We start from the raw sequence: 22,202 nt of genomic DNA, 5'->3' as shown, positions 1-22,202 counted from the left end.
GTGAAAGCGAGAAACGATCATGACATTGCACACACGCCCCGACCAGCCACGCCAGCTGACGTTCCCGTTCGAAACCCCGCCCGCCTATGGCGAGGTATTCGAGATCGCGCCCGGGTTGCGCTGGCTACGGATCCCGCTGCCCTATCGCCTCGACCACGTGAATATCTATCTGCTCGAGGATGAAGGTGGCTGGGCGATTTTCGACACCGGCATTCGCACCGCGGAAGCGCAGGCGGTCTGGGACCGGCTGTTCGCCGGCCCTCTCGCGGGCGTGCGCATCACGCGAGTTATCGTCTCCCATTTCCACCCCGATCACATCGGATTGGCCGGCTGGCTTTGCGCACGCTTCAACGTCCCACTGCTCACCAGCTACTCCACCTATGCCGCGTGCAAGATGCTATCGCTCGACCCGCATTCGACGGCGTCAGAGCAGAATCGGTCATTCTACCTGCGCTACGGCATGACGCCGGACACAGCGTCGATTGTCGCCACCCACGGCCTGGATTATCTACGCGAAGTGACCCCACTTCCCGAGACATTCTACCGGCTCTTGATGGGAGACACGCTGAACGTCGGGCCCCGTCGCTTCCGCGTGCTCAGCGCCGACGGGCATGCACCTGAGCAGATCCTGCTCTACTGCCCCGAGGAGGCGCTGCTGCTCGCCGCCGATCAGGTGCTCGAGAAGATCACACCCAATATCAGCGTGTGGGCGGAGGAGCCGACCGGCGATCCGCTCGGCCACTACATGCGCACGCTGCGCGGCATGACCTCGGAAATTCCCGATGACGTACTCGTCTTGCCGGGCCATCGGCGACCGTTCCAAGGCCTGCACCAGCGCTGCGCCGAAATCCTTGCCCATCACGAGGAGCGATGCCGCCAGGCCATCGAGGCCTGCCGCGAGGGGCCGAAATCGGTCGACGAGCTTGTCCCGGCGCTGTTCCATTCACGCAATCTCACTGCACATGAGATGAGCTTCGCCTTCACCGAGACCCTGGCGCATGTGAACCGTCTGATCCGGCGCGGCGACCTCGCCTGGAGCGTCGACGCCGGACGCCCGGTCTGCCGGCTGCCGTGACCGCACCAACCTCAACGCACGACACGTTGGAAGGATACATCATGGCAACCGCCGGCCCGCTCGCGGGCATTCGTATCATCGAGATGGCCGGCCTCGGGCCGGCCCCGCTGGCCGGACAATTGCTCGCCGATCTCGGTGCCGACGTGATCTCTGTCGATCGCGCGGCGGGCAAAGCCGACCCGACCGACATCAACCGCCGCAACAAGCGGTCGATCGCATTGGATCTGAAGCAGGCCGAGGCGACCGAGGCATGCAAGCGCCTGATCGCGCGCGCGGACGTCGTCATCGAGGGCTTTCGTCCCGGCGTGATGGAGCGCCTCGGCCTTGGGCCCGCCGAGATGTGCGCGGCCAATCCGCGACTGGTCTATGCGCGCATGACCGGCTGGGGCCAGGCTGGTCCATGGGCGTCGGTGGCGGGGCACGACATCAACTACATCTCGCTGTCGGGCAGCCTGAACTCGATCGGCCAGCGTGGCGCGCCTCCGGTACCGCCGCTCAACTTTGTCGGCGACTATGGCGGCGGCACCATGTTCCTGATCTTCGGCATTCTCGCCGCGCTGGTGGAACGTCAACGCTCCGATCGCGGGCAGGTCGTCGACGCCGCCATGGTAGACGGCGTCGCGGCGATGATGTCGGTGTTCTACATGTTCCACGCGCGACGCGACTGGTCGGAGCAGCGCGAGGCCAATTTGATCGACGGCGGGGCGCCGTTCTATCGCTGCTACGAGACTGCTGACGGCAAGGCCATGGCGGTCGGTCCCATTGAGCCGCAATTCTACGCTGAATTCTGCGCCAGGCTCGGATTGGCCGAGGAGCCGCTCAAGGCCCAAAACGATCGCAGCCAATGGACCGAACAGACCCACCGCTTCGCGCGCGTCTTCAAGGAGAAGACCCGCGACGAATGGGCTCGAATCTTCGATGGCTCCGACGCCTGCGTCTCGCCTGTGCTGACGATCGCCGAGTCCGAGCACCACCCGCACCTGAGGGACCGCGGCACGGTGTTCCGCGGCGAAAGCAACGTGCTGCAAGCCGCGCCCGCGCCGCGCTTCGCGCGCACGCCGGCTCCTCCCGTTCGCCCACCACTCGCGACCGGCGCGAGCGGTGGCGAAATTCTGGCCGAGCTAGGCTATGCGTCCGACGATATCGATGGGATGCGCAGCCGCGGCGCCCTCAGGTGACGCACAATTGCGTCACTGATCCGCGTTGAAGCTCTGCACCATCAGCGCCTGAGAGAGACCGCCGTCGCAATTGAGGTTCTGGCCGGTCACGAAGGACGCCATCGGCGAGGCGAGAAAGGCGATCGTATCCGCAAGCTCCGACGGCTGTCCGAGCCGCCGCATCGGAATGCGGGCCGCGCTGCTCGATGTCGTCCGGGCTCAACACGGCACGCATCAACGGCGTCTCGACGGTGCCGGGGCTGACGACATTCACACGGATGCCGTACTTGACCCACTCCATTGCCATGGTTTTCGTCAGCGCGATAAGTGCGGCTTTGGTAACGCCATAGGCGCCGCCATTGGGATAGGCGCCGATGCCGGACAATGATGCGATATGGACGATCGAGGCATGCGCACTGTTGCGCAACGTCGGCAGGCAGCTTCGCGCCAGCATGATCGCCCCTTCCACATTGACCCGGAAAGAGAGCCGCCAGTCCTCGAGATCGCAGGTCTCCAGCGGCGCAGCCTTCACAATGGCAGCGGCATTGACCACGATGTCGAGCTGGCCGTAGACCGCGACGGCCGTTGAGACCGCCGCATTGATGTCGGCCTGGCTTGCGACATCCATCGCGACCGGGATCGCCTTGCCCCCGGCCGCGACGATCGCCGCCGCCACATCGTCTGCAGCCGCCTTGCGGTTGTCGGCCACGATAACCTTGCCGCCATTGGCGGCGATGACACGCGCCGTCTCCTCGCCGATGCCGCTCCCGCCGCCGACGACGAGCGCGACGAGCCCCGCGAGGCGCGACTGGTGCATCCAATCGCGCGGACGATGGTGAAGGGCTGGATTGGCTCCCATGCTTTTCTCTCCAGATGTCCCGCGAGAAGGCCGCGGAGCGCCTCGCCTACGCGGCAAATTCGTCGAATGCGGCGAGTGCCGTGGCGCCATAGACCGTCGCAGGACCACCGCCCATCTCGACCGCGACCGCTATGGTTTCCGCGACTTCCTCGCGCGTGGCACCATGGCGCCTTGCGGCATCGACGTGATGGACGATGCACCCCTCGCAGTGCGTTGCGATCGCGATGGCGAGCGCGACGAGCTCCTTGTGCCGGATAGACAGCGCTCCGTCCTTCAAGGTGGCGCTGACAAGCGACTGAAACGCCTTCATCGGCTCAGGCGCGGCCTTGTAGAGCCGCGCCGCATTGGCTCTGACGTCCTGCAGCTTTGCCTTGTATTGTCCATCCGCCATTTCAGCCTCCTCGTGCTTCGTCTCGACAGGAGCATTCCTGCCGATCAAGCGCCATCATGGAACCTGATGACCTCCGACGGCAATGCGCGATCGGTCCTGAAGCCATTGGCCGGATGGCTCGGATCGGCGTAGCCAAAAGAGATCGCGCACACGACACGCCGGTTCGTCGGCAAACCAAAATGCGCGCGGACGAGATCGGACCTCACCGTCAACGCCGCTTGGGGGATTGTTGCGACGCCAAGCGCGGTCGCAGCATTCAGGAAATTAGCGACGAAACCGCCGCAGTCGATCGCGCCGTAGGTGGAGAGCCCGTCGTCCGACGAGATGATGGCGACGTGCGGCGCGCCGAACAGGCGGTAGTTCTCGGTCATCTGCCGCCGGTATCCTTCCTTGTCGCCGCGCGCCACGCCGACGCTTTCATACAGCGCGAACCCGCAGGCGCGGCGGCGGTCGCCATAGATGCCCTGATAGGCCTTGGGCCAAGCGAAGTCCGTGACCGGTTGATCCTCGACATGGGCCAACATCAGCCTGCGAAAGGATTCGGTGCCCTCACCGCGGGTGATGTCGACCTGCCAGGGCTGGGCATTGCACCATGAGGCCGTGCGCTGCGCGATCTCGATGATCCGTTCGATCACGGTCTCGGGTACGGGCGTCGCAAGGAAACCGCGGCAGGAATGACGCCGGCGCAGCAGTTGTTCCAGGGCCGCCTCCTCGCTCACGGACACGGCTTTGCTCTTGTTCAATGCGTTCATCACCACCTCTTTGGTTACCCGCGCAGGGTTCGGCGTCCGATCGGGCCTGTGAATCGGTCCCCCGCGCGTTCGGCCCCGGAAGCGGACGCTTGCCTAGGGCGAACCGGTAGGATATACTGCACGGTATAAATAAGCAACTCTATGGTATTTGCCTCGCGAACTTTGGACCGGGCGATCGCGACGGATCTTGGCGACAGGAAGCCAAATCCCAGGCAACGACCAGCGAGTCTATCGAGGGAGCGAAGCACATGTCAGCAACAGCACCGAGATTTGGCGATTTGCCCCGCATTGCGGCCGGACGCTGGGGCAACGAGACCGCGATCACGTTTCGGGACACCCGACTGAGTTTCAGCGAACTCAATGCCGAGATCGACCGCGCAGCGCGCGCGCTGCTGGCGCGCGGTGTGAGCAAGGGAGACGTCGTCGGTCTGTGGGTGACGAACCGGATCGAGTTCACGATCGCGCTGTATGCGACCCTGCGGATCGGCGCCATCGCAGCCCCGATGAACACGCGCTACCGCGAACACGACGTCGCCTATGCGCTCCGTCTGGCCGAGTGCAAATTGCTGTTCGTCGTCGAGCGCTCCGGTCCCGTCGCATACGTCAACATCCTGAAGGACGTGCTTCCCGGGTTCGACGGCAAGCAATTCGCTCGTTCCGAGGTCTTCCCGCACTTGTGCGACATCGTCATCATGAGCGACACGCCTGAAGGCGGACCGCTGTCCTGGGCGCGCTTCCTAAACGATGCCGAACGGGTGCCGGCCGAGGAGCTCGAGAAGGCCGCAGCCGATGTGAAGGTCGACGATATCGCGTTGATCGTCTTCACTTCCGGCACCACGGGCAACCCGAAGGGCGTGATGCACGATCACACCCTGCTGCAAAGCATTTGCGCGCGTTACGACATCTGGCCGCTCGGCGAAGGCAACGCCGTCCTCAACTTCCTTCCGATGTTCCACCTCTACGGCATGTCCGAGACGGTGTTCGGCTGCATGTATGCCGGCGCGCATCAGGTGATGATGGACACCTGGAACGCCGAGATGGCGGTGCGGCTGATCGCGCGTGAGCGCATCACGGGCCTGCATGGTTTCGAGACGCACTATGCTGATATTATGCGCGCACAGGAGCATCTGAAGGCCGATCTCTCCAGCCTGCGCTTTGGTTCGCTACCGGCGGGCATGGAGAACTCCAATGCCGTCGCCGCGCAAGTCCAGAAAGCGATGTGCCCGACCGCGTCCGGATGGGGCATGTCGGAAGCCGGATGCTACGTGTTCTTGAGCTCACTCGACGACACCGAGGAACAGCGCTGCACGACGTCCGGTCGCCCCCTGCCCGGCCTGGAGTTCAGAATCCTCGATCCCGCAACCGGCGACGAGCGGCCTGACGGCGTCGAGGGAGAGATCGCCGTACGCGGCTATACGGTCATGCGCGGCTATTTCCGCGATCCGCAAGCGACCGCCGCGACGATCAACCGCGATGGATGGTTGCTCACCGGCGACCGCGGTTTCAAGCGGCCTGACGGTTTCCTCCAGTTCCTCGGGCGCTACAAGGAGATGCTGAAGGTGGGTGGCGAGAATGTCTCGCCCGCCGCGCTGGAGACCGAGCTCATGGCGCTGGTGCCCTCGATCGAGCAGGTCGCCGTGGTCGGCGTCCCTCATCCGCGGCTGATGGAGGTTCCCTGCGCCTACGTTGTGCCCAAGCCGGGCATGGAATGCTCGCTCGAGGATGTGAAGGCCCGATGCAAAGGCAAGATCGCCAGCTTCAAGATTCCGCACTACATCGTGCCGGTCGATGCACTGCCGATGACCGCCTCAGGCAAAGTGCAGCGCGTGTCTCTGCGAGATCGCGCAAGAAAGGAGTTAACGTTGAATCCTGAGAAGGTTCAATGAACGCGCTTGCACCACCCGGGACTTTTGGCACGGGTCATGGCCCGTGCTGCGCACCGCGCATAGAGCGATTGTCCCGAACCTTTCTCGATTGGCTTGTCGATGCTCCGCCTGCTCTGGCGTAGGGCCTGATCAGGCTGCCTAACTCGCAGCCTGCCGGCTGCTGAGATGCTGATTGAAGAACGGAACGAGCCTGGCGAGCGCTTTTGCCACTGGCTCTGGCTTGTCGTAGAGATCGTAGTGGGACCAGCCATCCAACTCGACCAGTTGCCGGTCCTTCGAAGCCGTCGAACGCCCGTAGATCTCCATGCCGTCGCGATACGCGCCGAAGGCCCCGACCTTCTTGCCGATCACGACCATCATCGGCTGCGTCATGAGCATCTCCGCGAAGGCAAAAGCGTCCCAGCCCAGCGTGTTCTGCGCGTGCGAAAACAGCATCCGGGTAGCGCCGCCGGGCTTTTGGCCGCGTGTGGTCTTGTAATATTCAGTGGCCTCGAAGACATCGATCTCGGTCATGCCATTCTTCCGGGCAGCATCCGGATCGGCAGGGAGCAATTCGTTGATCTGAAGCTCGCCGCCACGTGCTTCCTTGGTACGCTGCGCTGCCATTGCCTCGAGCGCGCCAAGCGGATCGTAGTTGCTGAAGCCCTCCCGGAACAGCCGACCGATGTTCGCACCGGTGATGCTGACGACGGCCTTGATGCGCTTCTCCGTCAACGTCGCGTTCAGCGCGTATCCACCGCCGCCGCACACACCGAGGACACCGACGCTATCGGAGTCGACATAGGGCACCGTCATTGCGTAGTCGATGACATGGCTGATATCTTCGACGCGTTGGGTCGGATCTTCGATCCAGCGCGGCTGACCGCCCGACTCCCCCTGGAAACTCGCGTCGTATGCGATGACGACGAACCCTTCCTTGGCAAGCGCGGCGCCATAAACGTTGCCCGATGTCTGCTCCTTGCAGCTTCCGAACGGGTGGACGCTGACGATCGTCGGATATCTCTTCGATCTGTCGAAGCCCGGAGGGAAAGGATGTCGGCCGCGATGTGCCAGGCCATGTCCGGATTCTGGATCTTGACGGTTTCCATGCTGCGCTCCTTCCAGTGCGATGGATCGTGGCCCCGCTCGACGGCGTCGAGCGGGCCAACTCCTACTTGTCAGGCGGCTTTCGCGGTCTTCGAAGGTTCAAGGATCCTGTCGAAGAACGGCGCCAGCACCGACACGGCCTCGTCGACGTATTTCGGGACGTCGTAGAGCTTCATATGGTTCGAACCCTGCACGACGTGCATCTTCTTGTCCTTGCTGGCGGCACGCCTGAGAAGATCGTCGCTCATCCACTTGCTGCCGGCGTCGCTTCCGACGACGATCTGCAGCGGTTGAACCAGGAACACCTCGGCCATGTTGTAGGCGTCGTAGGGGATGATCTGCGTCAGGCTGCGCGCGGTCGCCCAGCCGGGCGCGGTCGGGTATTCTGCACGGGGCGTGTGATAGTACTCCCAGGCCTCCTCAAGATCGGCGTTGGGAGCGTCCTCCTTCTTCATCGGCGCCAGCGGCATCCTGGTGATTTCCGCCCCGCCGGCCTCGGCTGTCCTTGCGGACGAACCGCCCAGAAGCACCGGCATGGCATCCGGAGACTTGATCTCGCCCGTAAAACCGTTCCGGAACATCTGACCGATGTTGACCGCGCTTACCGTCCCGACGGCCTTGATGCGGGGATCGTTGATAGCGGCATTGGCTGTGTACCCGGCTCCAGCGCAGATGCCCATGGCACCGATCCGCTCCTTATCGACATACGGCAGGGTAATCAGGTGGTCGATCACCGCGCTGATGTCTTCCGTACGAATGGACGGGTTCTCCAGCTGGCGTGGTTCGCCACCGCTCTCACCCTGGTAGGACGCGTCGTAGGCGATGGTCACGAAGCCATGTTCGGCCAGCTTCTTGGCGTAGGTGCCGGCGGTCTGTTCCTTCACGCCGCCCCCCGGGTGCGACACGACGAGTGCGGGATATTTGCGTTTCTCATCGAAACCTCGGGGGAAGTTGATCACCGCCGACATGGTGATCGTCTTGTTGTTCGAATTGACGAAACTGACCTTGCTCATTCTCTGTCTCCTTCGCGAAACCGAGCCCCCTTTAGCGAGGGCTACCGTTGCAAACGAAGATACGCCGTCGACGTCACATCGATTAGATGCTTAAAAGTGCTTGAACCTAGAAGTGGAGTGATAAATGCGGCGCGAGGAAATGGCCGATATGACTGCCTTCGTGGTGGTGGCCGAGGAGCGGAACTTCACCCGGGCGGCGGCAAAGCTTGGCCTGTCCCAGTCTGCCCTCAGCCAGATCGTTCGCCGACTTGAAGCGCGTCTAGGCATTCGGCTCCTGACCCGAACGACGCGCAGCGTGGCGCCGACCCAGGCAGGCGAGCGACTTGTACAGACGCTCTCGCCGATGCTGTACCAGCTGGATCAGAGCATCGACGCTCTGAGCGAGTTCCGGGACAAACCTGCCGGTACGATCCGGATCACGACAGTCGAACACGCTGCCAAGACGGTCCTGTGCCCGGCGCTCGCAAAACTCCTGCCCACCCATCCGGACATCACCATCGAGATCATCGTCGACTACGGTCTCGCCGATGTGGTCGCGGACCGATTCGATGCCGGGGTGCGGCTAGGCGAGCAGGTGGCCAAGGACATGATCGCGGTCCGAATTGCGCCGGACATTCCAATGGCAATCGTCGGATCTCCCGAGTACTTCGAGCGACATCCCGCACCTCGCGACCCGCAACAGCTCATAAAACATCGCTGCATCAATCTGAGGCTTCCGACGTCGGGAGCGCTGAACGGATGGCGGCTTATTCAGAACGGGCGCGAGATCAGAGTTCAGGTCGAAGGTCCGCTCGTCTTCAACACTATCGATCTCATCCTCGACACGACGCTCGACGGATTAGGTCTTGCCTACCTCCCCCTGGATCAGGTCGATCAGCACATCTCAGGCAAGAGGTTAAAGAGGGTACTCGATAAATGGACCCCTCCTCTGCCTGGATACCACCTCTACTATCCGAGCCGGCACCACAATTCTCCGGCGTTCAAGTTGCTGGTCGACACGTTGCGATATCGCTCGACCGGGTCGAAATCCGGCTCGAAGAATCGCAGTCGCTCTGCATAGGCGAAGATGCCGCCGACGTTTGCGTTAGGGTTGCCTCTCACTAACGACAGAATGACGTTGCAAGGGATTGAAGCTGCATTGGTCGTTCCAAATCGATGACGTGCGGGAACGACGCCAGGACGGCAGGCAGGTTGGATGATTTATGGCTTGCCTTAACCTTCTTCCACACTCTGGACAGCGTCCTTGGCGACCTTCAACGGCGAGGCTTTCACGGACTTGCTCGCCGGCTTGGCTGCGAACTGCATCGGCTCCTTGGTGAAGGGATTGACGCCCATCCGAGCCTCGGTGGCGGGCTTGTTCACGACCGACACTTTCGCAAAGCCGGGAATAACAAACTCGCCGGACTCGTTCAGTTCCTTGTACCCGACGGTCGCCATGTACTCGATCACCGACCTGACGTCACTCTTGGGGAGCTGCGTGCCTTCAGCGATTGCATCGATCAACTGGTTCTTGGTCATCTTCGCCATGTCTGGATTCCCTGTATGCGGAATCTGCTCAGCACACCGTTGAACCGGTAAGCTCCTGATTCGCGCCAACTATCGTGAGGAACGCCGCCTTAAGCCTATTGAGCCGCAAAAAACAAGGGGGCATAGCACCATGAGCATACGTGCCCTTGAAGCAAGCAAGAGCCGTTATCATCTAGTGACGAACGGAACCGGCTGTGCTGGCGACAGAAAAATGGACCTGACCGACATCCAGGATTACGCAATACAGGCAAGGATGGCGCTCATCGTGGGTGCTGAGACGTTTGACCGCGTGTTCACCGGCATCCGTTTCGCCGAAGTCGATGGCCCGTTGTTGTATGTCTATGCGAAGGACGAGGCATCTGCAGCGGAGATTGAGGACGACTTCGCCCTGCACATCTCAATTATTGCCTCTGGGGTTCTCGGCCTGGACGTTGACGTGGTTGTCGTGCTGCCGAAAGTTCTCCAGTGACCAAACTATAGGGTAGCCACGGGACGGAAGACCTGCCGCAAACCGGCAATCGGTCGACGCGACCACCTACCGCACACAATCCACTGCAGCGCATAACGTGGCCGTTCGCTTTCTAAACGGTTACGACATCTTATTTTCTTTCCTGGCCTCCTTTTCGAGTTGCTCTTCTGTGTAAAGCACTATGGCCCGGCGCACGTCCGGGCTTTTGATTTTGTAGAATGCCTTCGCCAACCTCAACATCTGCACGTCTTCGATGCGGTTCGACATGGAAACGGGCTCCAATAAATTTGGGTCGAAAATTACCCCAGGCCGCGCCGTCTCGTTCATTAAACTGCAGCAAGCTTGAGCACCTTATTGCCGCACCATCCTTCCGGCGCCGCACTCTTGCGAGGAGCGCAAGCGAGATCGGGTGGCCGCAATCACAAGCCGCCAGGAATCGCACCTTCAGGGATGTTCACGCCGACGAGCCCAAACGGCTCTGGGGTCACCCACGATCGCCGCAGTATTCCTCGCACCCGCGAAGCCAGCTCGAGCATGTGGGCGATTTCATCGGTGCTGAACGTGCGATTGTTATTTTCGTACAGGCCGAACTCTCTCAAATCCCTGAGCATGTTCGAACGCACATAGTGCATCAGCCTCTGCGCAGCTTCGATATCAGGACACGATCCCTGAAGCGCCTGCTCTTCGTCTGTAAAATGATGAGGCTGCGTGCGCAGCATGTATTCGACGACGTTCTCTTCGGCTACTCCATCTACAGCCAATCGCTTCGCCATTATTCGCCCGGCATAGGCACCGAAGGCATAGTTCATCACGTGCCCGGCCAATGCATCTTGACGCTTTGCGTGAGCGTTTGCTTTCGCGCCAAAGATGCCCATGTGGACATCCGCGTCCGGATAGGTCTGCCGGGTGAGCGCCTCGACGAACTCGCCCATCTGTTCAAGCGCTACAACAATCAGTGTAGAGGCCGATCGGCTTCGACCAGCAGTGTGCAGGCACTCAGCGTCCGACAGCAGTCGTTCGGCGTTTGCCAGATAACCCACTGTGTCTGCCATTTCGGCCTCTAGGGAGCCTCTCTGGTCGTTCTACTGCCGCCAATCGACACCGGCTTGTTCAGGAAGTAGTCGCGATTTCCTGTTGCCGTCTCGGCGTACTGATCGATCGCCACGATGATGGCCTGGACATGGGCGTAACACCAGCCTTCCCGGGTTGCCTTGTGCCGGACTTCATTCAGGGCCACCAGGAATGGCGACCGATCTCGCTCGTCGTCAAACCACCTTCTCACCAGCTCCGACCTCCCAACGCTTTGGGCTTCGGCTTGGGCAATTCCTTCTTGAGCTGATCGCGTTGAGCGCAGAGCCCGTCGATCTTCTCCAGCATGCGATCGAGAAGCGCTTCGGCCGCCGCAGTTGAAATAACCGCTCGCTGGAGGATCAGGATTTCCCTCCTTTGCCGTCCGACCTGGACGCGCATGCGGTCGATCTCGCCTCGGATGTATTCAAGATCCGGCATCTTTCAGTCCTGCGATGTGAAGATGCCTAAATAGAACAAAAACGGAACGAAGAGTCGAGCCTGACGTTGCGAAAAACCAGCCTCAAGTGCTCGACCAACCATCGCGATCCGCTCATCGGGAAACGATCGCCGCGGTGGCAGCGGCGAATCGAGAGCGCTTGAATCGGTGGCACTGAACGAGATGGTCGCGTTCGACTGCAGTCAGACACCGAACGATTGTCTGAGGCTTTCGGAAGCGAACAGCGTGCGAACATGGCGCGCGAACGGACGGGTAACATCCCCGGGTAACATCCGGGAAAAAGTCTAATAATTTCAATGTGAAATGTGGGTTTATGGTGCGCTCGGAGGGACTCGAACCCCCACGGTGTTACCCACTGCCACCTCAAGGCAGCGCGTCTACCAATTCCGCCACGAGCGCTTGGGATACCGGATGGAACCCCGAAGGCACCGCCGGATCGACGGGGCCATGTAACAAATCACGGATGCAGGGACAAGGCGATTAATGCGGGAATTAACTGCGAACCCCGGGAGATTTCGGCAGCATTTGCTTGACCTCGACCGCAATCCGGTTGCGGTCGACCAAGACCACGCCGCTGGCCACCGGCAGGTTGTTGGCGAGGATCTTGACCTCGTCGGCCTCGGTGGCATCCAGTTCGATGATGGCGCCGCGGGATAGCCGCATGACCTGGTGAATCGGCATCGTGGTGGTGCCGAGGACCACCATGAGATCAACGCTGACTTTATCGAGGGTGGGCACTTCTGAACCGCCGAACGGGAACTAGATTGTGGGTTCACCTGACCACGTTAGGGTTAGCTAATGGTTAACGACCGCCAGAGCCTCGATTTGACGACCTTTGCGCGCCCTTCGGGCGGCGGTGCGGTCGAATGGCGGATTTCGGACCGCGCGGTGCCCTACCCCGATTCGCTCGCCGCAATGGACGACCGGGTGGCGAAGATCGCGGCGGGCTCGGCCCCCGAACTGATATGGCTGCTCGAGCACCCGCCGCTCTATACCTCCGGCACCAGCGGCAAGGCCGACGATTTGCTCGCGCCGCGCTTTCCGACCTTCCAGAGCGGCCGCGGCGGCCAGGTCACCTATCACGGCCCGGGCCAGCGCGTCGCCTATGTGATGCTCGACCTCAAGCGGCGGCGGCCCGATGTGCGCGCCTATGTCGCTTCGCTGGAGGAATGGATCATCCGCACCCTCGCCGCCTTCAACGTCCGCGGCGAGCGCCGCGAGGACCGCGTCGGGGTCTGGGTACGGCGCCCGGACAAGGGACCGGGCCATGAGGACAAGATAGCCGCGATCGGCGTGAGGCTGCGCCGTTGGGTCTCGTTCCACGGCATCGCGATCAATGTCGAGCCTGATCTATCGCACTTCCAGGCCATCGTGCCCTGCGGCGTGGTCGATCCGCGCTACGGCGTCACCTCGCTGGTCGATCTCGGATTGCCGGTCACGATGGCCGACGTCGACATCGCGCTCCAGCAGGCCTTCTCCGAGGTGTTCGGCGATAGCGCAGTGCGCCTGCCGGAAGCGACGCCATAGGCCTTACGCCGCCTTCTGCGGCGCGACCTCGAGCTTGCCGGCGATGTAGCGGCGCTCCTGGGTGAGGCCGCCGAAGCCGTAGGCATCGCCCTTCACTTCGTCGACATGGGCGTAGCTCTCGGTGTGGAGCGGCCCGAGCAGTTCGCCCATCCGCTTGAACAGCGCCGCAAGATAGGCCGCCTTCTCGTCCTTGGTGTTGGTGCCCTCGGTGACGTGGATGTCGAGCCAGTAGCTCGCAAGCCCCTGCTCGGCGAGCGACTTGCCGCCCGCGAACCAGTCGGCCGCATCGGCGGACTTCACGATAACAGCAGTGACCTTGGGATCCTTGTGCAGAATCCCGGCGGTCAACTCCGACACCGCGGCGGCGATGTCGGACTTCAGCGACGGCCTCTCGCGCGAGGTGGCGTAGGTGACGGTGATGAGCGGCATGATCGGTCTCCTTGAATTCGGTTGGCGCGGGTCAATCGCGCCTCCTCTAGCTAGATCTTCGCGCATCATCTTGGTATCTTATCCATATGGATAGCAATGATAACGATCATTGATCATTACCGTCACGCTCGACATCGACACCGTGCAGGCCTTCCTCCTCGTCGCCGAGCTGCAGGGCTTCACCCGCGCCGCCGAGGCGCTTGGCACCACGCAGGCGGCGATCAGCATGAAGTTGCAGCGGCTCGAAACGGTGCTCAGCAAGCGGCTGGTCGAGCGCTCGCCACGTGCGGTGCGGCTGACCGCCGACGGCGCGGCCTTCCTGCACCACGCCCGGGCGCTGATCGAGGTGCATGATCGCGCGCTGGCCGGCGAGAAACCGGCGCGCCAGCAGCTCACGCTCGGGATCAGCGATCACGCCGCGGGCCCGGAGCTGGTGCCGCTGCTGGAGCGGCTACATGCGATGGCCGCCCAGCTTGCCCTTTCCGTGACCATCGGCTTCTCGCGCGAAATGCTCGATGCCTACGATGCCGGCCAGCTCGACGCCGTGATCGTGCGCCAGGAAGGCAGCCGGCGCGGCGGCGAGAAACTGACCGAGGACGAATTCGGCTGGTTCGCCGCCAAACGCTTCGTCTGGCCGCGCGGCGATGCGCTGCCGCTCGCGACCCTCGCCCCGCCCTGCGGCGTGCGTGCCCTCGCGGTGCGCGCGCTGGACAAGGCCGGCATCGCGTGGACCGAAAGCTTCGTTGGCGGCGGCGTCACCGCGGTGGTGGCGGCCGCGCTTGCAGGGCTGGCCGTCGCGCCCCTCGTCCGCCGCATCGCACCGCCGGGCCTGGTCGATATCGGCCCTGCCCACAAGCTACCTCGGCTCGGCACGTCGAAGGTGATGCTGCATTCGAAGGTCGGCGATCCCGCCAAGCTCGCGGCACTCAGGACGCTGGCTGCGACGTTTCGGAGCGTGGCCTCGGCGGCATAGGTTGAACATCGTAGCGGTTCACATCGAGTCTCCGCCTGCCGCCAGTTCGCACGTCACGAACCAGTAGGTCAGGCCGGCAACAAACCCGGCCACGACGAACAGGCAAACCAGTCCGGATGTCCAGACAGCCGGGGATCGTAGAAGGACCGTGATGCACAACGCGCCGATCGTCGCGCCTGCGCACGCGAAAAATCCCGCGGCTCGGATATGGAACTCCCCAGTGAACCAGACGACGATCGCGGTGGGAATTGCTGTGAGCAGACAAGTGATGATGAAGACCGCGGCCGACGGAAGCAACATCACGACGATGCCGTAGAGCAGCCGCGCGACATCGCCCTGCGACGTCATCATCAGGATGGTCTGACCGACGGCGGAAATCACCGCGGTCGCGGCGCCACAGCCCGCAAGCCAGCCTCCGAATGCACGGGAGCAGATGCTGCACATCCGGGCCTCCTCACAAGATCGCATCGAACGCGCTGCGCAGGGTTTCGTGCCGGAACACAAAGCCGTCGCTCAGCGCCTTGTTCGGCAGCACGCGCTGGCCGCCGAGCAGGAGCTCGTCGGCGAAGTCGCCGCCAACGGCACGGAGCAGCGCCGCCGGCACGCGGAAGATCGCCGGCCGGTGCAGACGGCGTCCGAGCTCCTCGGTGAATTTCGTGTTGGTCACCGGGATCGGCGCGGTCGCGTTGACAGGACCGGACAGTTCAGGTCTCGCAATCACATGCGCGATCAGGCGCACGAGGTCGTCGCGCTCGATCCACGACATCCACTGCTTGCCCGAGCCTAGCGGGCCGCCGAGACCGAACTCGAACGGCGTCAGCATCCGCGTGATGAAGCCGCCATCAGTGCCGACCACGAGACCGATCCGCAAATATGCCACGCGCACGCCGTGTTCCGCCGCCGGCTTGGCCGCATTCTCCCAGGCCTCGCACAATTCGTGACTGAAGCAGGCGTGGGATTTCGCCGACTCGGTCAGCACCTGGTCCTGCCAGAGTCCGTACCAGCCGATCGCGGAGCCGCTCACGAGTACCGACGGCTTGCGTTCGAGGCGCGCGATCAGCTTGATCACGTCAGACGTCATGTCGATACGTGAGCCGATGATCTTGCGGCGCTTGGCCTCGGTCCACAGGCCGTCGCCGATCGGCTCGCCCGCGAGATTGACGATGGCGTCGATCCGGGAGTCGGAGGGCAATTGGTCGAGGCTGGTGATCAGCGTCACCGGCGGCGGCAGCATGTCGGCCTTTGCCGGATTGCGGATCAACGCGATCACTTGATGGCCGGATATGGTGAGGCTCGCGACCAGGCGGCTGCCGATGAAGCCGGTCGCGCCGGTGACGAGCACGGTCTGCCGCGCCGGCAATTTCTCGACCAGCGTCACGGCCGGCACGCTGGCCATCCGTCCGAGGCGTCTGGCCGCGGCAAAGTCGCGCGCGCCGAACAGCGCGGCGCCGAAGGCCGCAGCGGTCGCGAACAGGCTTAGCGGACCCGCATAGGCCGGCGCGACGGCGGTCGGCAGCATCGCCCAGCCGATCAGGACCGGCACCAGCAGCACGAGGATGGCGCCATAATTGATCGCCAGCAGCGTGTGATTGATCCGCTCGCTGGGCGGCAGCTTTCGGCTCAGATCCTCCTCGACGAAATCCATCAAGGTGATGACAACCTCGACGACGAGGACGGCCATGATGGCGACCACTAGAATGCCGTGCAGCTCCAGCCAGCCGAGCACGAGGAACAGCAGCGCATAGAGCATGTTGCGCACGCTGTGCAGCTGGAGCTCGTGGCGCTGCGAGGGACGCCAGGCCAGCCGCTCGGTGAATTCGTGGTGATAGAACGTATCGAATGCGCCCATCGCAATCTGGATGGCGACAAGCGTCCAAAGCAGCGGCGTCATGGCGTGGCCTCCCTGAACACAGCGGACTGACGGATCAGCCGGCCGAAACGCGGGTGGATGATCTCCAGCGTGAAGCGGAAGTCGCCACAGCCGAGATCGGAATGGGTCACGGTGAGATCGCCGGGTGTGAGCCATTCGGGCAGCGGCATCCGATACGGGCCAAGCTGCAGCGAATAGCCGACGCTGCGAAACACCAGCGCCTCGTGCTCGACCGCGATCCGCAGCGCCATGCTGACGCCGAAGCCGACATATTCCTCGAGCCCGGTGGACCCGGCAAAACGCTTGGCGGAATGAATCACCTGCGGAAAGCCGTCGCGGCGCGCGCAGATGCGGGTCCAGATCTGGCCGCCGCTGGCCGCGTCCTCGGTGACGGTGACGATCATCGGCACGCGCGTTTCGGTGCCGGTCGGGAACGGCCCGCCGATCAGCCGCGCGGCCTGCGCCAGCCACCAGCCGATGCGGCTGCACGAGGCCTCCTCGACCTCGCCGACATAGACGACGGTGTTGCCGTCTTCAAACCGTTTCGAGAAGCGCCGCCAGATCGCAACCGGCAGGCGGCCCCAATCCTCGTCCGACAGCAATGCGCGGAAGCGATGGTCGTCGAGCAGCTTGGTACCGGAAGCCGGCGCTGTGGATATCCTTGCTGACGCCATCGCACACTCCCGTTACGCCGCCGTCCCTATTTGGCTCTGCCTGTCGGCAGGAAACTCACGATCTTCTCGCCGAGCTTGATCAGCGCGACCAGGCGCGGCCGCGGCACGTTCAGCATCTGCGTGTACCAGCGGTCGACAAGCTCGGTGAATGTCAGCATCTCCTTCAGCCGCTTGCTCGCGAGCGGGCTGATGGCCGGATCGCCGGCCGCGTCGGAGACGCAGGCGCGCAACGCTGCGAGCGCGGGATCGATTTCGCGCTCCTTGCGTCCCGCCGCGATCTTGGCCGCGACCTCCCAGATGTCGGTCTCGGCCTCGAAGTGGTCGCGGCGGTCGCCAAGGATCGGCACTCGCCGGATCAATCCCCAGGACAAGAGCTCCTTGATCGAGTTGGAGACGTTGGAGCGCGCCATGCCGAGGGTGTCGGCAATGTCCTCCGCCGTCATTGGCGCTTCGGCGAGGTAGAGCAGCCCGTGGATCTGGCTGACCGAGCGGTTGACGCCCCATTCGTCTCCCATGTCGCCCCAATGCAGGATGAAGCGCTCGACGACGGCAGGAAGTTTTTTCTTAGCTGTTATTTCTGTCATAACAGAAATATCAGACAGTTCAGAGCGAAAGTCAAGGCTGGCCATGCGGTCCACGAAGGCGACGAGACATGGCAGATCTCCTGACCTATCCGGCATCCCGGCAAATGCCGTTCGTCACAGGTGAGGAGTTTTCCTTTGTGACCCCCGGGCTCTTCGTCCAAGCTGATCCGGATGGATGATTGGGCCGTGCGCCGGGTTGCCCGCGTCGCGGCCGCAAGGGAGATTGCGCATGCCAGCGTCCGACAAGGATTTCGTTGGGTCCATTCCAGAGCTCTACGACCGGCTCCTCGTGCCGATGATTTTCGAACCCTACGCACGCGATCTGGCGCAACGCGCCAAGATTCTTGGCCCGCGCGACCTGCTTGAGACGGCAACCGGCACCGGGGCCGTCACCCGCGCGCTGGCGTCCGCGCTCGGCAGCGACACCAGGATCGTGGCGACCGACCTGAATGAACCGATGCTCGAACGAGCGAAGTCACAGATGCCGAGCGGGGCCGCAATCACCTGGCGGCAGGCCGACGCACTGAACCTGCCGTTCGACAATGCGAGCTTCGACGTCGTCGCCTGCCAATTCGGAGCGATGTTCTTCCCCGACAAACCCAAGGGTTATTCGGAGGCGCGCCGTGTGCTGAAGCCGGGCGGCCGTTTCCTGTTCAGCATGTGGGGTCGTATCGAAGACAACGAGTTTGCCGACGTGGTGACCCAGGCATTGGCGGAGGTCTTTCCGGCCGATCCGCCGCGCTTCCTGGCGCGCACGCCTTATGGCCACTACGCGGTCGACCCGATCCGGGCCGACCTTGCAGCCGCAGGCTTCAGCAAGATCGAGATCGACGATGTTCAGCTGCAAAGCCGGGCCAATGCGCCTCATGATCCTGCGATCGGCTTTTGCCAGGGATCACCATTGCGCGGCGAGATCGAGGCGCGCGGCGGTGTCGGCCTTGATGCTGCGACCGAGCACGCCGCGTCGGCGCTTGCGCGCCGCTTCGGCAGCGGCGCGATCGAAGGCCGGATTCAGGCGCTGGTGATCTCGGCGGTCGCGTGATGTCGCGCGTTAGATCGTCGGTAGGACCGAGAACCGATCCCCTGCCCGGCGCTGGTTCAAAAGATCGGAATTGCCTGATGCGGCGTGCACGGCAGCAACGCGCGCCGAGAACGGACCGCGGTTGCATGCCGCGATCATGTCAGAGACGACGTCGTCGGGGCCGGCAAACACCGCCTCGACGCTACCGTCGCGTCGGTTGCGGACCCAGCCTTCGAGGCCGCGTGCGTTTGCCTGCTCGTCGACCCAGGCGCGATAGCCGACGCCCTGGACGCGACCGCTGATGGTGACGTGGCGGATCACGCCGCTCATTTCTTCAGACCGAGGAACTCGCCGCTGCGCGCCTTGGTCTCCGCATCGCGCATGACGCGACCGGTCAGTTCGGACGAGGCAATGCCCCTGAGGTTCTTCGGCGAGGTGCCTTCGCGCAGCGCCTTCAGCGTCTCGTAGACCGCCTGGGTTGCGGCCGCGAATGGTGCGTGGCCTTGCAGCGCGATCCTGACGCGCTGGCTTGCCAGATAGTCGAGCGCGGTCATCTCCTCCGGCGCGCCGCCGAGCACGATCGGCAGCGTCGTCGCGGCCGAGAGCGCCTCCAACTCCCCGCGCGATCTGATGCCGGTGAAGAACAAGCCATCGACGCCGACCGCCTCATAGGCCCTGGCCCGTGCGATCGCATCGTCGAGATCAGTGATCGAGACAGCACCGGTCCGGCCCAGGATGACGAGCGACGGATCGCTGCGGCCATCAAGCGCGGCCTTCATCTTGCCGACACCTTCTTCCAGCGAGATCAGCCGGGTCTTGGCCTGGCCGAACGCCTGCGGCAGCAGCGTGTCCTCGATGGTAAGGCCGGCCGCGCCGGCGGCCTCCACCTCCTGCACGGTGCGACGGACATTGAGCGCGTTGCCGTAACCGTGGTCGGCATCGACGAGCACCGGCAGCGTCGACGCACGCGACATGCGGCGTATCTGCTCGGCGAATTCGGTCAGCGTGATCAGCGCAATATCGGGATCGCCGAGCACGGCGAGCGAGGCCACCGAGCCGCCGAACATGCCGAGCTCGAAACCGAGATCCTCCGCAATCCGGATCGAGGTCGCATCATAGACCGAGCCTGGGCGGATGCAGGTTGATCCGTTGAGAATCGATCGCAGTGCTTCGCGGCGATTGCGGAAGGCCATTTGCTATGTCCTATTCTCCGTCATTCCGGGGCGATGCGAAGCATCGAACCCGGAATCTCATCTCGCTCTCAATCTCGAGATTCCGGGTTCGCGCATCCCGCGCGCTTCGGAATGACAGTGTTACGCGAACTCCAGGATCAGCGCGTCGACCGCAAGCGTAGCGCCGGCGGCGGCGTGGATCTTCTTCACCGTGCCGTCGCGCTCGGCGCGCAGCACGTTCTGCATCTTCATGGCTTCCACAACCGCCAGGGTCTCGCCGGCCTTGACCTCCTGCCCTTCGGTCACCGCGATCGACACCACGAGTCCGGGCATCGGACACAACAACTTCTTGCCGGTGTCGGCGGCCGAGACCACCGGCATCAGCCGCGCCGAGGTCGCCTCGGTCTCGGTGAAGACATAGACCGGGACCTCAAAGCCCTGATGCGCGAGGCGGAAGCCGTTGTTGATCGCCCGCACCTGCACGGCGACAAAATTGCCGTCGACGGTGCCCTGCCAGACCGGCTCGCCCGGCACCCAGTTCGACACCAGATTGTGCGGATTGCCGGGCAGCCCGTCGGCGCCGATGAAGCGCACTGCAATCGCGTCAGCCTCGCGCGCGACGTCGAGTGCGATCTCGGCGTGGTCGAGCCACACCGCGCGGCGGCGCTCGCGTTGCACCACGCGGCCGCCCATCTGGCCGGAAATCTGCCGCTTGCGCTCGCCGAGCACGTGATCGATGGCAGCGCCGACCGCGGCCAGCCGCCGCGCAATCTCGCCTTCGGGGGCGCGCGCCGAAAATCCCGTGGGGAACTCTTCCGCGATGAAGCCGGTCGAGAGCCGCCCTTCGCGCCAGCGCGGATGGTTCATCAACGCCGACAGGAACGGAATGTTGTGCCTGATGCCGTCGACATAGAAGCCGTCGAGCGCGGTCGCCTGCGCCTCGATCGCCGCGGCGCGCGACGGGGCGTGGGTGACGAGCTTGGCGATCATCGGATCGTAATGGATCGAGATCTCGCCGCCCTCCTGCACGCCGGTGTCGTTGCGGATCGTGATGCCGTCATGGCTGGCTTCGGCCGGCGGACGATATTTCACCAGCCGTCCGATCGACGGCAGGAAGTTGCGGAACGGATCCTCGGCATAGACGCGGGATTCCACCGCCCAGCCGGTCAGCGTCACGTCCTTCTGCGCGATCGCGAGCTTCTCGCCGGCGGCGACGCGGATCATCTGCTCGACCAGGTCGATGCCGGTGATCAATTCGGTGACGGGATGCTCGACCTGCAGGCGGGTGTTCATCTCCAGGAAGTAGAAGCTCTTGTCCTGGCCGGCGACGAATTCCACGGTGCCGGCCGAATCGTAGTTCACCGCCTTCGCCAGCGCGACCGCCTGCTCGCCCATCTTCCGGCGGGTGATCTCGTCGAGCAGCGGCGACGGCGCCTCCTCGATGACCTTCTGGTTGCGGCGCTGGATCGAGCACTCGCGCTCGCCGAGATAGATCACATTGCCATGCTTGTCGCCGAGCACCTGGATCTCGATGTGGCGGGGATCGACGATGAACTTCTCGATGAAGACGCGGTCGTCGCCGAACGACGACTTCGCCTCGGCCTTGGCGAGGTTGAAACCTTCGGCGACCTCGGCCTTCGAATGCGCGATGCGCATGCCCTTGCCGCCGCCGCCGGCGGAGGCCTTGATCATCACGGGGTAGCCGATCTCGTCGGCGATCTGGACGGCGTGCTTGTCGTCCTCGATGACGCCGAGATGACCCGGCACGGTCGAGACCTTGGCCTTCGCAGCCGCCTTCTTGGATTCGATCTTGTCGCCCATCGCGGCGATGGCGCCGGGGTTCGGGCCGATGAAGACGATGCCGGCGGCTTCCAGCGCGCGCGGAAACGCCTCGCGCTCGGACAGGAAGCCGTAGCCGGGATGCACCGCCTGCGCGCCGGTCTTGCGGCAGGCCTCGACGATCTTGTCGATCAGAAGATAGCTCTCGGCCGCGGCGGGCGGGCCGATCAGCACGGCTTCGTCCGCCATCTCGACATGCAGCGCATCGCGGTCGGCCTCGGAATAGACGGCGACCGTCGCAATCCCCATACGGCGCGCAGTCTTGATGACCCGGCAGGCGATCTCGCCGCGGTTGGCGATCAGGATTTTCTTGAACATGGTCTTCTTGCTTGGGCTTCTTAGGACTTGTGCTTCTTAGCACTTGGGCTTT

At 63.4% G+C, this 22,202-nt stretch carries 26 protein-coding genes, 1 tRNA gene and 1 pseudogene; 8 read left to right on the top strand and 20 right to left on the bottom strand.

Annotated features, from left to right (window positions below; all coding sequences use genetic code 11):
• The first annotated feature begins 19 nt into the window (after nucleotides 1-19).
• Together E2I15_RS04365 and E2I15_RS04360 are read left to right on the top strand one after the other, a co-directional pair.
• Nucleotides 20-1,075 carry an MBL fold metallo-hydrolase gene (locus E2I15_RS04365; RefSeq protein ID WP_137477462.1) on the top strand — a complete coding sequence of 352 codons (1,056 nt, stop codon included), beginning with the start codon at nucleotides 20-22 and terminating at the stop codon, nucleotides 1,073-1,075.
• A 41-nt stretch (nucleotides 1,076-1,116) separates the two neighbouring features.
• Nucleotides 1,117-2,253, top strand: coding sequence for a CaiB/BaiF CoA transferase family protein (locus E2I15_RS04360; protein ID WP_137477460.1), 1,137 nt, complete (start codon nucleotides 1,117-1,119; stop codon nucleotides 2,251-2,253).
• Here the strand turns inward: E2I15_RS04360 and E2I15_RS04355 are convergent.
• The 3 genes from E2I15_RS04355 to E2I15_RS04345 form a co-directional block, all read right to left on the bottom strand.
• A complete protein-coding gene (locus E2I15_RS04355) occupies nucleotides 2,246-3,049 on the bottom strand; it encodes an SDR family NAD(P)-dependent oxidoreductase (RefSeq protein WP_246729361.1) in 804 nt (267 codons plus the stop codon). The genes E2I15_RS04360 and E2I15_RS04355 overlap by 8 nt on opposite strands.
• An 88-nt stretch (nucleotides 3,050-3,137) precedes the next feature.
• On the bottom strand, nucleotides 3,138-3,482 hold the full coding sequence (locus E2I15_RS04350) for a carboxymuconolactone decarboxylase family protein (protein WP_137477456.1): 345 nt from the start codon (nucleotides 3,480-3,482) through the stop codon (nucleotides 3,138-3,140).
• 44 nt (nucleotides 3,483-3,526) lie between these two features.
• Nucleotides 3,527-4,234, bottom strand: coding sequence for a nitroreductase (locus E2I15_RS04345; RefSeq protein WP_137477453.1), 708 nt, complete (start codon nucleotides 4,232-4,234; stop codon nucleotides 3,527-3,529).
• Nucleotides 4,235-4,482: 248 nt separating this feature from the next.
• On the opposite strand from E2I15_RS04345, the gene E2I15_RS04340 reads away from it, so the two are divergent.
• Nucleotides 4,483-6,120, top strand: coding sequence for a class I adenylate-forming enzyme family protein (locus E2I15_RS04340; RefSeq protein WP_137477450.1), 1,638 nt, complete (start codon nucleotides 4,483-4,485; stop codon nucleotides 6,118-6,120).
• Between the two features lie 138 nt (nucleotides 6,121-6,258).
• Here the strand turns inward: E2I15_RS04340 and E2I15_RS04335 are convergent.
• Both E2I15_RS04335 and E2I15_RS04330 read right to left on the bottom strand, forming a co-directional pair.
• A pseudogene (locus tag E2I15_RS04335) lies at nucleotides 6,259-7,208 on the bottom strand (alpha/beta hydrolase).
• A gap of 69 nt (nucleotides 7,209-7,277) precedes the next feature.
• Nucleotides 7,278-8,219, bottom strand: a complete 942-nt coding sequence (locus E2I15_RS04330) for an alpha/beta hydrolase (protein ID WP_137477448.1) — start codon at nucleotides 8,217-8,219, stop codon at nucleotides 7,278-7,280.
• A 124-nt stretch (nucleotides 8,220-8,343) separates the two neighbouring features.
• On the opposite strand from E2I15_RS04330, the gene E2I15_RS04325 reads away from it, so the two are divergent.
• Nucleotides 8,344-9,279, top strand: a complete 936-nt coding sequence (locus E2I15_RS04325; RefSeq protein ID WP_137477445.1) for a LysR family transcriptional regulator — start codon at nucleotides 8,344-8,346, stop codon at nucleotides 9,277-9,279.
• Nucleotides 9,280-9,431: 152 nt separating this feature from the next.
• On the opposite strand, the gene E2I15_RS04320 is transcribed toward E2I15_RS04325, so the two are convergent.
• Nucleotides 9,432-9,746, bottom strand: coding sequence for an HU family DNA-binding protein (locus E2I15_RS04320; protein ID WP_137477443.1), 315 nt, complete (start codon nucleotides 9,744-9,746; stop codon nucleotides 9,432-9,434).
• A 130-nt stretch (nucleotides 9,747-9,876) separates the two neighbouring features.
• Between E2I15_RS04320 and E2I15_RS04315 the strand changes: the two genes are divergently transcribed.
• Entirely contained in the window at nucleotides 9,877-10,215 is a 339-nt protein-coding gene (locus E2I15_RS04315; RefSeq protein WP_246667960.1) for a hypothetical protein, read from the top strand.
• A 120-nt stretch (nucleotides 10,216-10,335) separates the two neighbouring features.
• On the opposite strand, the gene E2I15_RS38625 is transcribed toward E2I15_RS04315, so the two are convergent.
• From E2I15_RS38625 to E2I15_RS04290, 6 genes are all read right to left on the bottom strand, one after another.
• On the bottom strand, nucleotides 10,336-10,482 hold the full coding sequence (locus E2I15_RS38625) for a hypothetical protein (RefSeq protein ID WP_170991429.1): 147 nt from the start codon (nucleotides 10,480-10,482) through the stop codon (nucleotides 10,336-10,338).
• A 152-nt stretch (nucleotides 10,483-10,634) separates the two neighbouring features.
• On the bottom strand, nucleotides 10,635-11,267 hold the full coding sequence (locus E2I15_RS04310; protein ID WP_137477438.1) for a hypothetical protein: 633 nt from the start codon (nucleotides 11,265-11,267) through the stop codon (nucleotides 10,635-10,637).
• Between the two features lie 8 nt (nucleotides 11,268-11,275).
• The gene (locus tag E2I15_RS04305) at nucleotides 11,276-11,500 is read right to left on the bottom strand and encodes a hypothetical protein (RefSeq protein ID WP_137477436.1); all 225 of its coding nucleotides are present in this window, start codon (nucleotides 11,498-11,500) and stop codon (nucleotides 11,276-11,278) included.
• A complete protein-coding gene (locus E2I15_RS04300) occupies nucleotides 11,494-11,724 on the bottom strand; it encodes a hypothetical protein (RefSeq protein WP_137477433.1) in 231 nt (76 codons plus the stop codon). Before E2I15_RS04300 ends, E2I15_RS04305 begins: the two co-directional genes overlap by 7 nt.
• A gap of 333 nt (nucleotides 11,725-12,057) precedes the next feature.
• Nucleotides 12,058-12,142 (bottom strand) — tRNA-Leu (locus tag E2I15_RS04295).
• A gap of 93 nt (nucleotides 12,143-12,235) precedes the next feature.
• Entirely contained in the window at nucleotides 12,236-12,481 is a 246-nt protein-coding gene (locus E2I15_RS04290) for a FliM/FliN family flagellar motor switch protein (protein ID WP_021080574.1), read from the bottom strand.
• A 60-nt stretch (nucleotides 12,482-12,541) separates the two neighbouring features.
• On the opposite strand from E2I15_RS04290, the gene lipB reads away from it, so the two are divergent.
• The gene (gene lipB, locus E2I15_RS04285) at nucleotides 12,542-13,270 is read left to right on the top strand and encodes a lipoyl(octanoyl) transferase LipB (protein ID WP_137477430.1); all 729 of its coding nucleotides are present in this window, start codon (nucleotides 12,542-12,544) and stop codon (nucleotides 13,268-13,270) included.
• 3 nt (nucleotides 13,271-13,273) lie between these two features.
• On the opposite strand, the gene E2I15_RS04280 is transcribed toward lipB, so the two are convergent.
• Nucleotides 13,274-13,699, bottom strand: coding sequence for a tautomerase family protein (locus E2I15_RS04280; protein WP_137477428.1), 426 nt, complete (start codon nucleotides 13,697-13,699; stop codon nucleotides 13,274-13,276).
• 115 nt (nucleotides 13,700-13,814) lie between these two features.
• On the opposite strand from E2I15_RS04280, the gene E2I15_RS04275 reads away from it, so the two are divergent.
• Nucleotides 13,815-14,672 (top strand): LysR family transcriptional regulator, encoded by an 858-nt coding sequence (locus E2I15_RS04275; protein WP_137477889.1) that lies wholly within the window; start codon nucleotides 13,815-13,817, stop codon nucleotides 14,670-14,672.
• A gap of 18 nt (nucleotides 14,673-14,690) precedes the next feature.
• Here E2I15_RS04275 and E2I15_RS04270 read toward each other — a convergent pair whose 3' ends face one another.
• From E2I15_RS04270 to E2I15_RS04255, 4 genes are all read right to left on the bottom strand, one after another.
• The gene (locus tag E2I15_RS04270; protein ID WP_137477425.1) at nucleotides 14,691-15,053 is read right to left on the bottom strand and encodes a hypothetical protein; all 363 of its coding nucleotides are present in this window, start codon (nucleotides 15,051-15,053) and stop codon (nucleotides 14,691-14,693) included.
• 73 nt (nucleotides 15,054-15,126) lie between these two features.
• Entirely contained in the window at nucleotides 15,127-16,563 is a 1,437-nt protein-coding gene (locus E2I15_RS04265) for a TIGR01777 family oxidoreductase (RefSeq protein WP_137477423.1), read from the bottom strand.
• Nucleotides 16,560-17,216 carry a DUF4166 domain-containing protein gene (locus E2I15_RS04260; protein ID WP_137477422.1) on the bottom strand — a complete coding sequence of 219 codons (657 nt, stop codon included), beginning with the start codon at nucleotides 17,214-17,216 and terminating at the stop codon, nucleotides 16,560-16,562. Before E2I15_RS04260 ends, E2I15_RS04265 begins: the two co-directional genes overlap by 4 nt.
• 26 nt (nucleotides 17,217-17,242) lie before the next feature.
• Nucleotides 17,243-17,800 (bottom strand): GbsR/MarR family transcriptional regulator, encoded by a 558-nt coding sequence (locus E2I15_RS04255; protein ID WP_069278205.1) that lies wholly within the window; start codon nucleotides 17,798-17,800, stop codon nucleotides 17,243-17,245.
• Between the two features lie 229 nt (nucleotides 17,801-18,029).
• On the opposite strand from E2I15_RS04255, the gene E2I15_RS04250 reads away from it, so the two are divergent.
• Nucleotides 18,030-18,842, top strand: a complete 813-nt coding sequence (locus E2I15_RS04250; RefSeq protein WP_137477416.1) for a class I SAM-dependent methyltransferase — start codon at nucleotides 18,030-18,032, stop codon at nucleotides 18,840-18,842.
• Nucleotides 18,843-18,851: 9 nt separating this feature from the next.
• Here the strand turns inward: E2I15_RS04250 and E2I15_RS04245 are convergent, their stop codons facing one another.
• The 3 genes from E2I15_RS04245 to E2I15_RS04235 form a co-directional block, all read right to left on the bottom strand.
• On the bottom strand, nucleotides 18,852-19,151 hold the full coding sequence (locus E2I15_RS04245; RefSeq protein ID WP_137477415.1) for an acylphosphatase: 300 nt from the start codon (nucleotides 19,149-19,151) through the stop codon (nucleotides 18,852-18,854).
• Nucleotides 19,148-20,014 carry an isocitrate lyase/PEP mutase family protein gene (locus E2I15_RS04240; RefSeq protein ID WP_137477412.1) on the bottom strand — a complete coding sequence of 289 codons (867 nt, stop codon included), beginning with the start codon at nucleotides 20,012-20,014 and terminating at the stop codon, nucleotides 19,148-19,150. Before E2I15_RS04240 ends, E2I15_RS04245 begins: the two co-directional genes overlap by 4 nt.
• Before the next feature lie 120 nt (nucleotides 20,015-20,134).
• Nucleotides 20,135-22,150, bottom strand: a complete 2,016-nt coding sequence (locus E2I15_RS04235; RefSeq protein ID WP_155262204.1) for an acetyl-CoA carboxylase biotin carboxylase subunit — start codon at nucleotides 22,148-22,150, stop codon at nucleotides 20,135-20,137.
• Nucleotides 22,151-22,202: the final 52 nt, after the last annotated feature.

The sequence above is a fragment of the Bradyrhizobium sp. BR2003 genome, from assembly GCF_009720285.1.
Classification (GTDB): domain Bacteria; phylum Pseudomonadota; class Alphaproteobacteria; order Rhizobiales; family Xanthobacteraceae; genus Bradyrhizobium; species Bradyrhizobium elkanii.
This window is presented reverse-complemented; position numbering and strand designations above follow the sequence as displayed.

What these genes read in the sequence shown, in the direction of transcription:
- E2I15_RS04365 (WP_137477462.1), top strand. Translation starts at nt 20, where the DNA reads ATGACATTGCACACACGCCCCGACCAGCCACGCCAGCTGACGTTCCCG.
- E2I15_RS04360 (WP_137477460.1), top strand. Translation starts at nt 1,117, where the DNA reads ATGGCAACCGCCGGCCCGCTCGCGGGCATTCGTATCATCGAGATGGCC.
- E2I15_RS04355 (WP_246729361.1), bottom strand. Translation starts at nt 3,049, where the DNA reads ATGCACCAGTCGCGCCTCGCGGGGCTCGTCGCGCTCGTCGTCGGCGGC.
- E2I15_RS04350 (WP_137477456.1), bottom strand. Translation starts at nt 3,482, where the DNA reads ATGGCGGATGGACAATACAAGGCAAAGCTGCAGGACGTCAGAGCCAAT.
- E2I15_RS04345 (WP_137477453.1), bottom strand. Translation starts at nt 4,234, where the DNA reads ATGAACGCATTGAACAAGAGCAAAGCCGTGTCCGTGAGCGAGGAGGCG.
- E2I15_RS04340 (WP_137477450.1), top strand. Translation starts at nt 4,483, where the DNA reads ATGTCAGCAACAGCACCGAGATTTGGCGATTTGCCCCGCATTGCGGCC.
- E2I15_RS04330 (WP_137477448.1), bottom strand. Translation starts at nt 8,219, where the DNA reads ATGAGCAAGGTCAGTTTCGTCAATTCGAACAACAAGACGATCACCATG.
- E2I15_RS04325 (WP_137477445.1), top strand. Translation starts at nt 8,344, where the DNA reads ATGCGGCGCGAGGAAATGGCCGATATGACTGCCTTCGTGGTGGTGGCC.
- E2I15_RS04320 (WP_137477443.1), bottom strand. Translation starts at nt 9,746, where the DNA reads ATGGCGAAGATGACCAAGAACCAGTTGATCGATGCAATCGCTGAAGGC.
- E2I15_RS04315 (WP_246667960.1), top strand. Translation starts at nt 9,877, where the DNA reads ATGAGCATACGTGCCCTTGAAGCAAGCAAGAGCCGTTATCATCTAGTG.
- E2I15_RS38625 (WP_170991429.1), bottom strand. Translation starts at nt 10,482, where the DNA reads ATGTCGAACCGCATCGAAGACGTGCAGATGTTGAGGTTGGCGAAGGCA.
- E2I15_RS04310 (WP_137477438.1), bottom strand. Translation starts at nt 11,267, where the DNA reads ATGGCAGACACAGTGGGTTATCTGGCAAACGCCGAACGACTGCTGTCG.
- E2I15_RS04300 (WP_137477433.1), bottom strand. Translation starts at nt 11,724, where the DNA reads ATGCCGGATCTTGAATACATCCGAGGCGAGATCGACCGCATGCGCGTC.
- lipB (WP_137477430.1), top strand. Translation starts at nt 12,542, where the DNA reads ATGGTTAACGACCGCCAGAGCCTCGATTTGACGACCTTTGCGCGCCCT.
- E2I15_RS04280 (WP_137477428.1), bottom strand. Translation starts at nt 13,699, where the DNA reads ATGCCGCTCATCACCGTCACCTACGCCACCTCGCGCGAGAGGCCGTCG.
- E2I15_RS04265 (WP_137477423.1), bottom strand. Translation starts at nt 16,563, where the DNA reads ATGACGCCGCTGCTTTGGACGCTTGTCGCCATCCAGATTGCGATGGGC.
- E2I15_RS04260 (WP_137477422.1), bottom strand. Translation starts at nt 17,216, where the DNA reads ATGGCGTCAGCAAGGATATCCACAGCGCCGGCTTCCGGTACCAAGCTG.
- E2I15_RS04255 (WP_069278205.1), bottom strand. Translation starts at nt 17,800, where the DNA reads ATGACAGAAATAACAGCTAAGAAAAAACTTCCTGCCGTCGTCGAGCGC.
- E2I15_RS04250 (WP_137477416.1), top strand. Translation starts at nt 18,030, where the DNA reads ATGCCAGCGTCCGACAAGGATTTCGTTGGGTCCATTCCAGAGCTCTAC.
- E2I15_RS04245 (WP_137477415.1), bottom strand. Translation starts at nt 19,151, where the DNA reads ATGAGCGGCGTGATCCGCCACGTCACCATCAGCGGTCGCGTCCAGGGC.
- E2I15_RS04240 (WP_137477412.1), bottom strand. Translation starts at nt 20,014, where the DNA reads ATGGCCTTCCGCAATCGCCGCGAAGCACTGCGATCGATTCTCAACGGA.
- E2I15_RS04235 (WP_155262204.1), bottom strand. Translation starts at nt 22,150, where the DNA reads ATGTTCAAGAAAATCCTGATCGCCAACCGCGGCGAGATCGCCTGCCGG.